The following is a 15,026-nucleotide window of genomic DNA, read 5'->3' on the forward strand; positions in this document are numbered from 1 at the left end:
ACGCGTGAAATACTGAACCCATTCTACCCCAAGATACAAGTACCCGGGTCGCATTTGTTTGAGTATATTATGACTGGGTACTACGACATCGTGCTCGGGGCGATTCCGCTCTCGCTCCTCGGCATCTCCGGCTCGCTCACCTTCGCAACCGACCTCGCGCTCAGCACCGCCGTCACGCTCGGCGCACTCGTCGCCGTCGCCCTCATCGGGCACGCGATGTTCGTGAACGGGCCCGTCGACGCACCCAGCCTCCGCCAGGACTCGCCCGCGAACGGCGCGGACTCGCCCGCGGCGACCCCGGTCCCGGACGCCGAGTAATCGACTCCCCATCGACCTCGAGCGACTGCGACCCAGCCAACTGGCCTACCCGGCCCCTTTTTGCGATTCGCGCTCCGAACTAGGGTCATGACAGCGCTGTTCCTCTCGAGCGACGACGTGAGCGGGCTCGCAGACCCCGCGGCGTTCGTGAACGCGGTCCGCGACGGCTACCGGCAGCGAGGCGAGGGTGCGTCCGCGAAACCGCGGACGACGCTCCGGAACGCGGACCCGCCCGGGATGTTGTTCTCGTACGCGGCCGTCCTCCCGGACACGGGCGCGATGGGTGGGTACATGTACTCGGCTGGGTTCGCTGAGCGCGACGCGTGGTTCGCGACGCCGCTGTTCGACGCCGAGTCCGGCGAGCCGCTCGCGGTCGTCGACGGCGCGAGCATGAACCCGTTCAAGACCGGTGCGGCTGGCGCGGTCGGCGTGGACGCGCTCGCGCGCCGGGACGCGAGCAGTCTCGCGGTCATCGGCTCGGGCGCGCAGGCGAAGGGGCAGTTGCGTGCGACGGTCGAGGTTCGCGACTTCGAGACCGTGGACGTGTACTCGCCGACGAAGGCCAACCGCGAGGGATTCGCGGCCGAGATGAACGACCGGCTCGATCCGGCGGTCGCGGCGGTGCCGTCGGCCGCGGCGGCGGTGGAGGACGCGGACGTCGTCGTCACGGCGACGACCGCGAGCGACCCTGTGTTCGACGGCGAGGACCTCGCGGACGGCGCGCACGTCACCGCGATGGGTCAGTATCACCCCGAGAAGCGCGAGCTCGACGAGACGACCCTCGAGCGCGGGACGTACGTGCCGGACCTCCGCGAGCGCGTCCCGCAGGACGCCGGGTCGTTCATCGCCGCGAAGGACGCGGGCGTGGTCGACGAGGGCGATGTGCACGCGGAACTCGGCGAGATAGTCGCCGGTGCAGCGGAGGGGCGCACGAGTCGCGACGAGATCACGATCTTCGACTCGGGCGGCACCGGCATCGAGACGGTCGCCGGCGCGTACCTCCTCTACGAGCGCGCGATGGCGGCGGACGAGGACCTCGGCACCGAGGTCGAGTGGCTGCCAGCGAGTGAGGCGCTTACCGGTCAATGAGCGTCCGGCGGCCTCCGGGCCGCCGGTTCGGGGTCGCGGTATCGCGCTCTTATCGCGGGTGTCGGTTCAGAGCCCGAGTGCGGAGGTGAGCGAGGCGCTTACCGGTCAATGAGCGTCCGGCGGCCTCCGGGCCGCCGGTTCTGGGTCGCGGTATCGCAGTGCTGTCTGTGGTGTCGGTTCAGAGGCCGAGCGCGGCGGTGAGTGAGAGGCCGGACGCGAGCGCGCAGACGAGGTAGCCGGCGATGGCGCCGCCGTTCAGGAGTGGGAGGCCGGCGTGCGCGCGGCCTTTGAGGACCATCCAGAGGAGGACGACGAGCCCGAGCTGGGTGCCGACGATTGCGCCGAGTGCGGGGAGGTTCATCGTGACGAGCGGGAGGCCGAGGTCGGGGAGCGAACCGTTCGGGACGGCGGTGTGGAAGTGCGCGGCGCTCGCGACCAGGATGGTGGGCATGACGGCGTCGCCCAGGCCGACGAAGAACGCGTCGCGTTCGAGCACGTCGTCGTCGTCGTTCTCGGTGGTGGTGTCGGCGGTCTCCTCGCTAGCGGGTTCGTCGTCGGCGACGGCGTCGGCGCCACCGTCGGCGGTGACCTCGTCCTCGTCGCTGGTGTCGACGTTGTCCGGTGATTGCATGTCGAGGAACGAGAACCCGAGCGTCGTCGGGATGACGAGGATGACGGGGACCTTCATGTCCATGACGCCGTCGGCGAGGTCGAGCATGTGCTCGGTGCCGTACACGCTGATGGCGTCGTAGACGGCGAGTACGACGAGGAGGACGAGCGTCGGGAGGAGCCCGAAACTGATGCCGAACAGGCCGGCGGCGGCGCCACCCATGAGGACGCCCGCGCTATCGATGACGTACCACTCCGGGTACGCGACGAGCGCGATTCCGACGAGTGCGGCGAGGCCGAGCGAGAACGGCGACGGGACGAGGACGTCGAACACCTGCCAGGCGAGGCCGGCGCTCGCGAGCACGACGAACCCGCGGACGATCCAGTCGAGGTCGTACTTGAACGCGGCGAGCATCAACGCCGTCATCACGAGGATGGCGCCGACGTAGAGGATGGAGTTCGTCGGGTCGTCGGGGTTCTGCGTGAACGCCTTGTCCGCGGCCTCCAGCGGCTCGACGAGCATCAGCCCGCCGAGCTGGACGCCGAGGAACAACGCCATCGTGAACGCGACCGCGGCGTAGATGCGGGTGCGGTCTTCCATGCACGCGAGTACCCGCCCGTGCCGGGAGTAGGTTTCGCTCCGCGACGGTGCCGCAAGAAGACCGAGTCAGCGCGCGTACAGCTTCTCGCCGAGGAGGAGCGCCGGCTCGATGCCGTCGGCGGACACGGCGACGTACGGGCGCGTGACAGGCCCGAAGACGTCGACGACGCGCCCGACGTCGTCGAGGTTCTCGTCGACCACGCCCGCACCGATACGCGGCGGGTCGTCGTCGCTCACGCGAGCGATCGCGAGCCCCTGTGCGACGCGGACGACCTCGCCAACGCGCTTCATACTGACTGCCCCTCAAGAGCGGTCGTCGGTCCCGACTCGCCCCCGGGAACGGCACCGGGCGTCATTCGCGGAGCGCGTTCACGTAGGCCGCGGCTGCCTGGACGATGTCGTTCTTCGCGTCGCCATCGGGGTTCTTCACGAGGACGCGGCCGCGGTCGCGGTGGCCTTCGCGGCTGTACTGTTTGTCGCGTTCGACGATGACGTCGTACCCGACCTGCTGGACGGCCTTCGCGACCTCGTCGACGTCGGGGTCGTCGACGGCGAGGGCTTCCGGGACGCGTCGACCGTCGGCGCGGGAGAGCGTCGCGTCGAAGTACGCGGGATAGAGGACGTTCTCGACCATACCCATCGGTCCGGTCGTGGGACTTACAACCTTTCCGGAATCGCGGGTCGAGAGAGACGGAATCGCGGTCGCCGTCGTCGTTCGTCAGTCTCGGCGGGCGAGCGCGCCGACGACGAGGGCAGCGGCAGCGAGTAGCGCGACCGGCCCGAACCCGGGCGAGCCGTCCTCGCCGGCGGGGTCGGTCGTCGTCTCGCCGGTCGCGGTCGTCATCGAGTCGTCGTCCGCGCTGGTCGTGCTCGCGTCGTCTCCGCCGGTGGTCGTCGTCTCGGCGTCGACGCTCGCGTAGACGTCGGCGTTCACCTGGACGTTCCCGCGGAGGCTCTCGTTCGCGCTCGCGTACGCGTCGGGATACCACGTCATCGCGAGGCTACGGACCGCGAGGGCGACGCGCGGCGCGGGCTGACTGATGTGGTTACGATCCACGGCGACGAGGTTCCCTTCCTGCACGGCCGTCGTCTGGTTCCACGCGGCGTTCTTGGGGATGGCGGCGGGCGTCCCGGGGTAGACGATCCAGTCGACGCTGAGGTTCGCGACGGTCTCCGGGTTGATGACCGCGTACCCGTTCGGCTGGAACTCGACGACGCCGATGGCGAGGTTGTTCCCGCCCGCCGCCTCGAGTCCCGAGTTGATGAACGTCTTCTCGCCGGCGGTGTACCCGAAGAGCGCGTAGAGGAAGTCACGCGGTTCCTCGCCGGCGGTCGCGTTCTCGACGATCGCCATCTCCTCCTTCATCGACCGGACGGAGTCGACGGCGGCGTCGCACTCGCCGACGACTCGGCCGGTGGTGGCGACCTTCCCGTAGACGTCGTCGACGCTCTCGGAGTTGTTGAAGTAGTAGACGGTGATGCCGGCGTCGCGGAGCTTCGAGACGGTCTCGGGGCTCGTGACGTTCTCGGCGAGGACGACGTCGGGCTGCTGGGCGACGACGCGCTCGACGCTGATGCGCGCGCGGCCGGCGCCGGAGACGTTCGCCTTCGCGGTGGCGCCGTCGAGGTACGCGGCGAACTGCGTCACGCCGACGACCTTGTCCTGTGCGTCGAACTCCCACATCGTCTGGGCGCTCGCGGGTCCGAGCGTGACGACGCGCTCCGGTTCCTCGGCGATCTCGACGCGTTCCCCGGAGGCGTCGCGGAGCGTGAGCGGGTAGTCGCAGGGGCCTGCTGTGGTACTGGCGTCGACCGACGCGTGCGTGGCGCTCGGGTCGGCGAGCGACGCTGTCGGGCTCTCGGTCGTCGTCGCACCCTGGCCGACTGCGGCGGCGGCGGGCGTGGCGACGAGCGCGAGCGCGAACAGCACTGCGGCGATTGCGTTCGTTCGTGTCATCGTGGACACCTCCCGGCTTATGCAACAAGTATTTATCTAAAGCAAGTGGACTTGGTATCGATGCGAGCAGGGACGACAGCCACCGCGTACTCGACCGCACTCCTGGTCGCACTCCTCGCGACCATCGCCGGCGCCGCGACCGTCGGCCCGGTCTCGATACCGTACGCGACCGTCGCGAAGGCCCTCCTCAACGCCACGCCCGTCCCGGTCGGCGTCACCGTCCAGGGCGGCCTCGGCCTCGAACTCGCGAACCCGTTCAGCTTCGACGTCGCCCAGACCCACCAGCTCATCGTCGTCGGCGTCCGCGCACCCCGCATCGTTCTCGCCGCCGTCGTCGGATTCGCGCTCGCCGCCGCCGGCACCGTCATGCAGGGGTTCTTCCGGAACCCCATGGCGGACCCGAGCATCGTCGGCGTCTCCTCGGGCGCCGCGCTCGGCGCCGTCGCCGCCATCACCGCCCCCGGCGTCGTCGTCGCCGTCACCGGCCCGCTCGGCGTCCCGAAGGGCGTCGGCATCCAGACCGCCGCGTTCGTCGGCGCCATCGTCGCCGCGTTCCTCGTGTACGCCATCGCGACCGAAGGCGGCCGGACGCCCGTCGCCACGCTCCTGCTCGCGGGCGTCGCCGTCCAGACGTTCCTCGGCGCCGTCGTCTCCTTCCTCCTCGTCCACAGCGGCGAGAGCATCCGCCGGGCAATCTACTGGCTCATGGGCGACCTCAACAACGCCGCCTGGGGCGACGTCGCCGTCGCCACGCCCGTCGTCCTCGTCCTCTTCGCCGCGCTCCTCCCGTTCACGCGCGACCTGAACGTCCTCCTCCTAGGCGAGGAGGACGCCCGCACCCTCGGCATCGAGGTCGAACGCACCAAGCGCGTCCTGCTCGCGGTCGGGAGCGTCGTCACCGCCGCCGCCGTCGCCGTCGCGGGCGTCATCGGGTTCGTCGGCCTCGTCGTCCCGCACGTCCTCCGGCTCGTCGTCGGCCCCGACCACCGCGTCCTCCTCCCGACGAGCGCGCTCGCCGGCGGCATCTTCCTCGTCGCCACCGACACGCTCGCGCGCTCGACCGCCGCGACCCTCCCCGTCGGCGTCGTCACCGCCGCCGTCGGCGCACCGTTCTTCCTCTTCCTCCTGCGTCGCCGCGAGGTACACGAACTATGACCGCACGCACGCAGCGAACGCACGACTCGCGCGGGAGCCAACCACGATGATCCGGGTCGAAGACCTCACCGTCTCCCTCGGCGGCACGCACGTCCTCGACGACGTCTCGATGGCGGTCGACGACGGCGAGTTCGTCGGGCTCGTCGGCCCGAACGGCGCCGGGAAGACGACGCTCCTCAGGTGCCTCTCGGGCGTCCTCTCCCCGGACGACGGCGTCGTCACCGTCGACGGCGACGCGGTCGGGAGTCTCGGAGCACGCGAGGCCAGTCGCCGCATCGCGGTCGTCCCACAGGACACCCAGCTCGCGTTCGACTTCTCGGTGCGCGACGTCGTCGCGATGGGACGCACGCCACACCGCGGACGGTTCGACCGCGCGTCGAGCGAGGACCACGACGTCGTCGACCGCGCGATGGACCGCACCGAGGTCGCCCAGTTCGCCGAGAAGGCCATCACCGCAGTGAGTGGTGGCGAACGCCAGCGCGTCGTGCTCGCTCGCGCACTCGCCCAGGAGGCGCCCGTGCTCCTGCTCGACGAACCGACGGCGAGCCTCGACGTCAACCATCAGGTTCGGACGCTCGACCTCGTCGCCGACCTCGTCGAGGACGGTCGCACGGCGGTCGCCGCCATCCACGACCTGAGTCTCGCCGCCCGGTACTGCGACCGCCTCGTCCTGCTCGCCGACGGCGGCGTCGTCGCCGCCGGCCCACCCGAGCGCGTCCTGGAGCGTGCGACGGTCGCGGACGCGTTCGACGCGGACGCGGCGGTCGTCGACGACCCCGTCACGGGCACGCCCGCCGTCACGCCGCTGTCGGCGCCCGCGTGGTCGCTCGACGCGCACGTCCACGTCGTCGGCACCGGCGCGCAAGCCGGCCGCGTCGTCACCACGCTCGCGGCCGCGGGCGGGACCGTCACCGCCGGCCCGGTCCCGGAGGGTGACGCGGTCGCGACCGCCGCGAGTGGCGTCGACGCCGACGCCGTCACCGTCCCCGCGTTCCAGGGCGTCGACGACGAGACCGCCCGCGCCGTCGGGGACCTCGCCGGGCCAGCCGCGGTCGCCGTCGCCGCCGGAACCGTTCCCGCCGCCGCCCTCCACGCCCTCCCCGACTCGATGCCCACCTACGCGACGCGCGACGCGACGCTCCCTGACGCGGTCGACCCCGGGGACCGCGTCGCGCTCGAAGATGTCCCCGGTCTCGTCGCCGACGGCGTCCGGGGGAACGCCACCGCGGACGAGGGCGTTCCGAGGTCACTCTCCTTCGGTCCCGAAGACCCACCCGTCGACCGACGGGACGTCTCCGACCCGCGGACGACCGACGACTGAGCGGCCGTCGCCGTCCCGACGCCCGCGGACTCGTCGACCGACCGCGAGTGCATCCTCGAGTTCCATACACCGAAACGTGATTTACGTGGACGCCGGAGTACGTGATGTGACTCGGACGACAGTGGTCCTCGCCGTGCTCGCGGTCGTCGTCCTCGCCGGCTGCTCGTCGTTCGGCGACGTCGCGACGACGCGCGACCCCTTCGACGTCGACGAACCGACGGGAACGACGACCACCAAGTCGTCGGCCGACCGACCACCGGTCATCGCGTTCGACCCCGTGGGCAACACCGCGCCCGGAGCGTTCGACCTCGTCGAGGCACACTACCGGACGCTCGAAGGCCTCTCGTACACCGTCCAGTACGATCACGTCCAACGGTACGCGAACGGCACGGTGCTCACGAGCGACCGGTGGACGACGACGTTCGGCCCGAATCGGACGACGTACGTCCAGGACAGACGGTCGACGCTCCGGAATCGGACCGCGCATCGAGAACTGTACGCGAACGGGTCCGCGGTCTGGCAGCGCCAGGCGCTCGACGACCGCGACGACCCGACGGTCCGCCTCCTGCGTTCGCCGACAGGCGACCCCGTGCCGCCGACCGAGGTGTCGGTTCGCGCCGCCCCCGGCCTCATCGAGGCCGGCCTCGTCGCGACGAACGTCACGGACGTGACCGCGCTCGATACCGTCCCGAGCGGGGTCAACGAACCCGTTTTCAGGGTCGTGGCGAACGAGACGGCGACTCCGAACGCGTTCGGTGACAGGACCGTCGACGTGTCGCTCACGCTCATCGTCACCGAGGAAGGCCGCATCATCGAGTACAGTCTCGAACGGACGTTCGTCGAGGACGGCCGAGAGCTGCAGTCGACGACGCGCGTCCAGTTCCACGGCGTCGGCCGCGCCACGGTCGACCGACCCGATTGGGTACCGGGAGCCCAGGGTAACGAGTCCGAACGCACGCAGCAGGCCCAGGCCGGACCGACGACCTCACACCTCCAGCACACCACCGCGACGATGCCCACCGAATCCGGCGGTGTGGCGGAAACGGCAGCACGGGTCGCACGTTCGGCCTGACGCACTCCGGGAACTCCACGCTCGCCTGATGGCGTCCACGTGGTCCCCATACATCTTCCTTCGAGCGTCCTCCCCGCTCGACCCATCGCGGAACCGGGCTCTGGACCGGCTCAGTCGTTCGAAATCACGCATTCACGCTCCGCACCAGAACTCACTGGTTTCGTATAGCGGGATGTGATTTACGTGGGGTACCTCAGCCGCCCAGATTACTCTAACATCGAGTAAATGTGGTGGTCGTAGACGTCCGCGATGCGCGAACCCCAGTCGTGCGTGTAGGTGTCGATGACGTCGCTCGCGACGTCCCCACGGAGGTACTTGACGACCCCGCGGTCGCCCGTCCGGTCCCGGAGGTGCGTCGTGAAGAAGTGCCGGAAGTAGTGCGGGGTGACGTTCTCGCTCGCCCCGCCGCCCGTCCGATACCAGCCGGCGTCGCGAGCATGCCGGGTGACGAACGACCGGACGCCACTCGCACGCAGTCGCTCGCCCCACTCCTCGCTCGTGTCCACGAACAACGGTTCGGCGTCCGACCGGGCGTCCGGGCGAACCGCGAGCCACGCCTCGAGGACCGTCCGAAGTTCGTCGTCAACCGGCACGACCGTGTCGCGCTTGCGCTTGTTCGATTCGTATCGCTCCTCGCCGTTCACGACCGCGCCCCGCGACGGCTCAGCGGAGACGTACAGCGACGGCCCACGACCGTCCAGGTGAACGCGCGAATCGACGTCGAACGCTGCCCTCGCCCGTGAATCCGGGAGCTGGAGGTCCCGGAGGTCGAGGTTACAGCACTCGCCGACACGCATCCCCGTCTTCAGCAGCGTCACGATTACCGCACGTTCGAGCGGATGCGTGACGGTCGCGACGAACGCCCGCATCTCGTCGAGGGAGACGTCCCGTCGGGTCGGGTCCGGGTCGATCGCCTCGTCCATCTCCTCGACGACGAGCGCCATCGGGTTCTCGTCGAGCTCGCCGACCTGCGTCATGTACGCGTAGAACCGATGGACGTAGGAGGCGTACGACGCCACCGTGCTCGGCGCGTGGGTATCTCGGAGTGCGTGCACCCACGCCATGCACTCGCGGCGATCCACCGTGTCCGGCGTCGTCGACTGCCCGCCAGGACCCCGGTTCGGGTCCGCGAGGAACGATTCGAACGCCCTGAGCACGCGCTCGTAGGACGCTCGCGTCCGTTCGGCCTTCCCGTGGAAGCGCTGGTCCTCCAGGTAGCGGTCGACGAGGTCCTCGCCGCTGCTGTGCCCGTCGGGGCCGGTACCGGTCTCGTTCATTCCCCGATTGCCTCGTACCCGCCGTTACGGCCGCTGTACACCACCTTGTTGGCTGCTTGCAGCGACTGGAGGGCGTCCTCGAGTCGGCCCTCGACGTCGTCGGTCACTGCCTCCAGGAGGTCGTCCCAGGACCGCGTCTCCTCTTGAAGGAGTGCGTACACGCGGTCCTCGAACTCGCTGCGGGCGTCGCTCGCATCGTCCTCGGCATCGTTCCCCGAGCCAGTGCGGTCCGGGCCAGGAGTCGACGGGTGGTCGGCTGCCGCCGGGGAGCCATCGACGGTGAAGTCGCGGCGGCCAGCCTGCACCATCGTCCGGACGAACTCGCTCTGGCTCATGTCGAGTCGGTCGGCGTGCTCGACCCAGGCGTCCTTCTGGTAGGCCGGGACGTACGTCTTCACCACCGCACGCTCGACGTCGGGTTCGCTCACCGTCGCACACCCCCCAGAATCGAACCCGGTTTCGAGCCCGCAACCCCTGGGGTTCGGACCCCGAAGACGGGGCTCCACGACCCCGGGCTCGAGCGACCCTTTCGACCCCCGAGATCCCCGCTCTCGACGCCTCCGAGACGGAGCCGACCCTCGAACGTCAAATCGCCCCGTCGAACCCGGTCGTGGACCGCCGACAACACCCTCCTCGACGTATGTTCGTTTTCTGGTATTTCTACCCACCACCGGTGAACGTCGTCGCATTCGGTCACGCTCGAACGCTCTCGCCCCACCCACAAGTATCTAATCCCACAGGAGAAGATAAAAGACCTTATCCAACGCGATAGGACTTCTCACTTGCACACTCAGACCGTATATCCGCTTTTATAGTACTGCAATTTTCGCAATGTGGTGCTATTGGTTCGGATGCATATATCTCATCCTGTCGTTCCTACGGAAACAGTTTCTGGTGGGGACTGTCGCTACGGTTCACCGAACGCAGCCTCCGCTCTGTTACGTATCCTGCCATATTGTGCTGTCGCAGGCGGGTCACTCGCGAGGGACGCGGTCCAGGGTCGCGTCGACCTCGCGGTCGCTGAGGGTCGTCGGCGGTGGGTGCTGGTAGCCCGCCCGGGCTAGCTGCTGGCAGAGCGCTCCCGCGCGATCGGTCGGCCATCGGACGACGACGATGGAGTGCCGTCAGCCGGACGGTCTCGCTGGCGTCGTCAGGCGTGCTGTCTGGACGCCGGTTCTCCGCTGGTTCGAGCGAGCACAAGAGGCTGGCTGGTCGAAGCAGTGGCGGTACCTGGGCCACAGGGCCTGCCGCCTCGAACGGTCGGCTCGCCATGTCGCGGCCATACCTGTCGCACGCCTCGTCTACCGTACGGGGCTGCTATCGAACCTGGCCGCGCTTTCGTCCTCTCTCCCCAGCAGCGCGCCCGGTATGCGTTCGTGGACGGCATCTGGCCACCATTCGCCGCCATCTCCCTTCTTCGCTGCCGAACGCGCCTCAGCGGCCGCTCAGGCGTTCCTGGCGGTGGCAGGTAGTCTGGCGCTGGCCCAGCTCGACCTCGAGACGTCCGAGAACGAACTCATGAATCCCATGTCGCTATACTGAACGCGGTGGTCGTGGCGAACGAGGACCGACGGAGAAACGAGCCTACTGAACGACGAGCTCGGAGTCCAGCTCCGCCGATTCGAACAGCGAGATGGCGCGTTCTGCCGCGTCGTCGATCTCCGCGGTGTTCGACATCAGCACCGTCTCGCTCGGGAACAACCGCTCACCGAGCTCCAGTCCGTGGTCCCGCGCCGTCGACCCGCTCATCGTCAGGTAGACGCCGACGCCCGAGTCCGCGATCGCAGCCTCCTCCTCGCGACCGTCCTCCGCGTACGTGAACGCGACGTCCTCGACCGCGTCCGTCCCGAGCACCGCCTCGACGAGGCGCTCGTAGCGCGGCGAGATGCAGAGCTCGCCCTCGTGGGCCGCGACGAACTCGCGGTCGAGCGTCGACCGCGGCGACGCCTCGATCGCCTCCTGCGTCGCCATCAACGTGTGGTAGACGGTGTCGCCGAGACCCGTGACGACCCGGACGTCCGTGTCGTGCGGATCGATGCGCTCGTTCACGCCCGCCAGATCCTCGAGCGGGTCCGGCGTGAGGCCGACGACCTCCTCCAGGACGAGGTCCGCGCTATCGAACCCGAGCGCGAACGAGTGCGTCCGGAGCGCGCGGAACGGCTCCTCGCGACCGACGAGATGGATGTCGACGTCCTCGCTTGCGAACGTGACGCTGTCGAACACGACGCGCCGCGGGAACCCCTCGCGGTCGTCCCGGAGGAGCGTGTACTCCGGCGCACTCGCGTCGTCGATGTCGCTGTACGCACGCAACCGCTGGTACACGTCCCGATGCTCTCGCTTCGAGCCCTTCGTGATCGCTTTCTCGTAGCGAAGCGTCGAGATCACGTCGTCGGCGAGGTCCGTATCGCCGGTGCGGGCCGCGAGCCGCTCCAGGACGGCCTCCAGTGGCCGGCCTTTGCGCGGAACCGCGACGGAGACGGTCGCTGTCATCACTCGAAAACTCTCGTCTCCATTGTAAACAGATTGCGTTTCCAGCGCGCACGCCGAACGCCCGGGACGAGCCGGTCCCGTGTGAGAGGGCCCGGTACTCAGGAGAACATCTCGCCGAGCTGGTCGCGCCACTCCTGGATCTCCGTGACGTCCTCCTCGATGGCGTCGACGTCGTCGCGGAGTTCGGTCACGTCCTCGTCGAGGTCGGTGACGTCAGCCTCCACGTCGTCGACGCGCGTCGTGAACTGCTCGACGTGCTCGTCGACGGTCGTCTCCAGCGTCTCCACGTCGTCGGCGACCGAGTCGACGTCCGCTTCGAGGTCGTCCGTGGTCGCTTCCAGGGCCTCGGCCGTCGACTCGAGGTCGCTGGCGGTGCTCTCGAGGTCGTCCTCGAGTGCGGTGACGTCCGTCTCGAGTGCGTTGATGCGGTCGTGCGCTTCGGCGCTCTCGTCGCCGAGTTCGTCGACGTCCGCCTCGATACCCTCGATGACCTCGTCGTGCTCGCCGACCGCGGACTGCACGGACTGGAGGTCGTCGCGGAGCGCGGACACCTCCTCGTTGTACTCCTCGAGAAGCTGGTTGGCGGTGCCTTCCTCGTCGAGGAACTCCTCGAGTGCGGTCGTGTACGCCGCGAGTTCCTCCACGCGCGACTGGAGGTGCTCGACCTTCGCGACGTCGGTCGCCGGCGGCTCCACGTCGAGCGCGTCCTGCAGGCGGTTGCGGGTGTCGGCTTCGGCGGTTCCGTCGTCGAGTTCGTCCGCGAGTGCCGCGGCGACGTTCCCCGATGCGACCACGTCGTCCGCGTCGATACCAGCGTCCGCCGCCTCTGCGTCAGAGCCGTCGTCCGTGGCGGGTGCGATGGCGTCCTGGATGACGGCGAGGTCCTCGTCGTCGACGTCGTCGTCGCGGACCGCAGCGGCAAGCGCCGCGACCACGTCGGATTCGTCGACGTCGGTCGCAGCCTCGTCGATATCGGCCCCATCCTCGTCGACGTCGGTCGGTTCCTCGTCCTGATCGCTCGCGTCGGTCGCGTCGACGTCTGGTGCCGCGTCCACGTCGGACCCCGCGTCCGACGCTTCGGCCTCGGCGATGGCCTCGTCGTCGCCGTCTTCGGCTGCGCCGGCGTCGACCTGTTCGTCGGTATCATCGTCTTCGGCTGCGCCGGCGTCGACCTGTTCGTCGGTGTCACCGGTAGCGTCGTCGTCGGCGTCGACCGCGTCCTCGTCCGTCTCGACGTCCGCGTCGACGGGTTCGGCCGCTGGTTCGTCCTCGCTCTCGTCCTCGGTCGCTGCGTCCGGCTCGTCGATGTTCAGCTCGATCTCCGGCCCGTCGTCGGCGTCCGTCTCGTCGTCCTCGTCGTCGCTGTCGGCCGCGTCGTCCGCGCCGAGTTCCGCCTCCGCGCTCCCGAGGTCGAGGTCGATCGCGGACCCGTCGTCGTCGGCGTCGTCCTCCGCCGCGTCCTCGTCGTCGAGTCCGGGGACGCCATCGCTCTTCCCCGAGATCATGTCCTTGACGACCTGGTTCGAGTCGTCGTTCACGATGTCGTCGATGGTGTTGTCGTCGGCACCGGTTTCCTCGCCGTCGGCGTCACCGTCGGTATCGACCTCGGTGACCTGTGGTTCGGTGAGGAACTGCGGGACGTCGCTCTGGGACTCGATACGGATGCCGTAGACGGTGACGACCTCCTCGCCCGGGTCGAGCGTTCGCTCGTACTCGACGTGGTGGTCCTGGAACGCGGTCCAGTTGTCGCTGTCGTAATCCGGGTGGAACCCGACGCCGTCCATCGGGAAGTCCGCGGGGATGTCCTCGTGCAAGCGTACTGTGACCGCCTCGTCGCGATTCGACGTGATAGCGAACCGGATCGCGGGGACGGGGAACTCGTCTGCCGCGAACGACTTCTCGACGGCAATGCCATCAGCGGACACCGCCACCGTGTCGTCCGGGTCGACCTGACTACTCATACCCCTCCGTATCCACAGCACGACCATAAAGGAAACGGGGGTTCCGTCGACTGTTCGCGCACACCTGTCCTGCCAGGCCGCTCTTTTATCCGAATACGGACACGATTCGCGGATGCAGTAGCGTGCTGCACGTGGTCAATGCGTACGAGCCGACGGACGCATCGAGCGCGAGCCGATGCCGAGTCCGGCGACTCGTCGACGACCCCAACCATCCACCCACTACTCGACGGGTCGCCTGGTCACCTTCCCGCAGCCTTCCCACCCCCGAGTTCTTTCGGACGGCTCGCGTCGTGCGGGAGTCCCAACGCTCTTGCCGTGGCCACGCACACCAGCGTGTATGAGCGAAAGCGACTGGGGTGACTGGCTGCCGCGAGCGGTCGCGGCCGCGGACCCCGACGGCGTCGCAGTGTGGTACCTCGGCTGTAACGGCTTCGTCATCAAGGGCAGCGAGGGGACGACGGTCTTCGTCGACCCGTACGTCGGCCTCGGCGACCCGCCGCGGACGATACGGATGATTCCAGTGCCGTTCGACCCCGAGGACGTCGACGCGGCCGACGCCGTCCTGGCGACCCACGAACACACCGACCACGTCCACGGCCCCTCGCAGGCACCGATCCTCGCGAACACCGGCGCGAGCCTGCACGCGCCCGCCGACAGCCTCGCGGTCGCCCGCGAGGACGAGGACTGGCCCGCGAACTACGACGTCGACGACGACCAGTTCGAGGAGGTCGCCGTCGGCGATTCGTTCGACGTCGGCGAGTTCACCGTGCACGTCGAGGCCGCGTACGACCCCGACGCGACCCAGCCCGTGAGTTACGTGTTCGAGCACGACGCCGGCACGTTCTTCCACGGCGGCGACACCAAACCCAGCGACGAGTTCGCGCGCATCGGCCGCGAGTACGACATCGACCTCGGCGTCCTGGCGTTCGGGACCGTCGGGAACGTCCCGGACAAGGAGACGCGCGAACCGAAGCGCACGCGCTGGTACAACGACGAGAACCAGGTGATAGAAGCGGCGAACGACCTCCAGTTCGACCGACTCCTCCCCAGTCACTGGGACATGTGGAAGGGACTCACCGGCGACCCGACGGTCCTCCACAAGCACGCGAACTCCTTCGAGCACCCCGAGCGACTCGAGATCGTCGAGATCGGCGACCGCATCGACCTCTAAGCGCT

The 15,026-nt window shown here is 68.9% G+C and carries 14 protein-coding genes and 1 pseudogene; 7 read left to right on the top strand and 8 right to left on the bottom strand.

The features are described 5' to 3' along the window. Positions 1–69 precede the first annotated feature (69 nt). Together LI336_RS01475 and LI336_RS01480 are read left to right on the top strand one after the other, a co-directional pair. On the top strand, positions 70–318 hold the full coding sequence (locus tag LI336_RS01475; protein ID WP_227130847.1) for a DUF8015 family protein: 249 nt from the start codon (positions 70–72) through the stop codon (positions 316–318). An 87-nt stretch (positions 319–405) separates the two neighbouring features. After that, positions 406–1,407 (top strand): ornithine cyclodeaminase family protein, encoded by a 1,002-nt coding sequence (locus LI336_RS01480; protein ID WP_227130848.1) that lies wholly within the window; start codon positions 406–408, stop codon positions 1,405–1,407. Positions 1,408–1,585: 178 nt separating this feature from the next. Here the strand turns inward: LI336_RS01480 and LI336_RS01485 are convergent, their stop codons facing one another. The 4 genes from LI336_RS01485 to LI336_RS01500 form a co-directional block, all read right to left on the bottom strand. Then, the gene (locus LI336_RS01485) at positions 1,586–2,617 is read right to left on the bottom strand and encodes a presenilin family intramembrane aspartyl protease PSH (RefSeq protein ID WP_227130849.1); all 1,032 of its coding nucleotides are present in this window, start codon (positions 2,615–2,617) and stop codon (positions 1,586–1,588) included. 66 nt (positions 2,618–2,683) lie between these two features. Then, the gene (locus tag LI336_RS01490) at positions 2,684–2,908 is read right to left on the bottom strand and encodes an H/ACA ribonucleoprotein complex subunit GAR1 (RefSeq protein ID WP_227130850.1); all 225 of its coding nucleotides are present in this window, start codon (positions 2,906–2,908) and stop codon (positions 2,684–2,686) included. Positions 2,909–2,969: 61 nt separating this feature from the next. Beyond that, positions 2,970–3,251: a signal recognition particle subunit SRP19 gene (gene srp19 / locus LI336_RS01495; protein WP_227130851.1), complete on the bottom strand. Its 282-nt coding sequence runs from the start codon at positions 3,249–3,251 to the stop codon at positions 2,970–2,972. Positions 3,252–3,335: 84 nt separating this feature from the next. Next, positions 3,336–4,574: a PGF-CTERM-anchored ABC transporter substrate-binding protein gene (locus tag LI336_RS01500; protein ID WP_227130852.1), complete on the bottom strand. Its 1,239-nt coding sequence runs from the start codon at positions 4,572–4,574 to the stop codon at positions 3,336–3,338. Between the two features lie 60 nt (positions 4,575–4,634). On the opposite strand from LI336_RS01500, the gene btuC reads away from it, so the two are divergent. The 4 genes and pseudogenes from btuC (at position 4,635) to LI336_RS01515 (ending at position 8,122) form a co-directional block, all read left to right on the top strand. Further along, the gene (gene btuC / locus LI336_RS01505; RefSeq protein WP_227130853.1) at positions 4,635–5,729 is read left to right on the top strand and encodes a vitamin B12 ABC transporter permease BtuC; all 1,095 of its coding nucleotides are present in this window, start codon (positions 4,635–4,637) and stop codon (positions 5,727–5,729) included. Positions 5,730–5,775: 46 nt separating this feature from the next. After that, a pseudogene (locus LI336_RS20535) lies at positions 5,776–6,522 on the top strand (heme ABC transporter ATP-binding protein); the annotation flags it as partial. 12 nt (positions 6,523–6,534) lie between these two features. Beyond that, complete coding sequence (locus tag LI336_RS20540; RefSeq protein ID WP_497007367.1) at positions 6,535–7,050, top strand: hypothetical protein; 516 nt, start codon at positions 6,535–6,537, stop codon at positions 7,048–7,050. A 106-nt stretch (positions 7,051–7,156) separates the two neighbouring features. Continuing rightward, positions 7,157–8,122, top strand: coding sequence for a DUF7537 family lipoprotein (locus tag LI336_RS01515; RefSeq protein WP_227130855.1), 966 nt, complete (start codon positions 7,157–7,159; stop codon positions 8,120–8,122). 206 nt (positions 8,123–8,328) lie between these two features. Here LI336_RS01515 and LI336_RS01520 read toward each other — a convergent pair whose 3' ends face one another. The 4 genes from LI336_RS01520 to LI336_RS01535 all read right to left on the bottom strand — a co-directional run bounded on the left by LI336_RS01520 (position 8,329) and on the right by LI336_RS01535 (position 13,850). Further along, positions 8,329–9,399: a tyrosine-type recombinase/integrase gene (locus LI336_RS01520; RefSeq protein WP_227130856.1), complete on the bottom strand. Its 1,071-nt coding sequence runs from the start codon at positions 9,397–9,399 to the stop codon at positions 8,329–8,331. Further along, entirely contained in the window at positions 9,396–9,827 is a 432-nt protein-coding gene (locus LI336_RS01525; RefSeq protein ID WP_227130857.1) for a DUF5805 domain-containing protein, read from the bottom strand. The genes LI336_RS01520 and LI336_RS01525 overlap by 4 nt, the downstream gene beginning before the upstream one ends. 1,156 nt (positions 9,828–10,983) lie before the next feature. Then, a complete protein-coding gene (locus LI336_RS01530) occupies positions 10,984–11,889 on the bottom strand; it encodes a phosphoribosyltransferase HisG-related protein (protein WP_227130858.1) in 906 nt (301 codons plus the stop codon). A gap of 98 nt (positions 11,890–11,987) precedes the next feature. Next, positions 11,988–13,850 (bottom strand): midas domain-containing protein, encoded by a 1,863-nt coding sequence (locus tag LI336_RS01535; protein ID WP_227130859.1) that lies wholly within the window; start codon positions 13,848–13,850, stop codon positions 11,988–11,990. A gap of 337 nt (positions 13,851–14,187) precedes the next feature. Between LI336_RS01535 and LI336_RS01540 the strand changes: the two genes are divergently transcribed. Continuing rightward, complete coding sequence (locus LI336_RS01540) at positions 14,188–15,021, top strand: MBL fold metallo-hydrolase (RefSeq protein WP_227130860.1); 834 nt, start codon at positions 14,188–14,190, stop codon at positions 15,019–15,021. Positions 15,022–15,026 lie beyond the last annotated feature (5 nt).

Origin of the sequence: Halorubellus salinus (assembly GCF_020567525.1) — an archaeon.
In the GTDB taxonomy this organism is placed as follows: Archaea; Halobacteriota; Halobacteria; order Halobacteriales; family Natrialbaceae; genus Halorubellus; species Halorubellus salinus.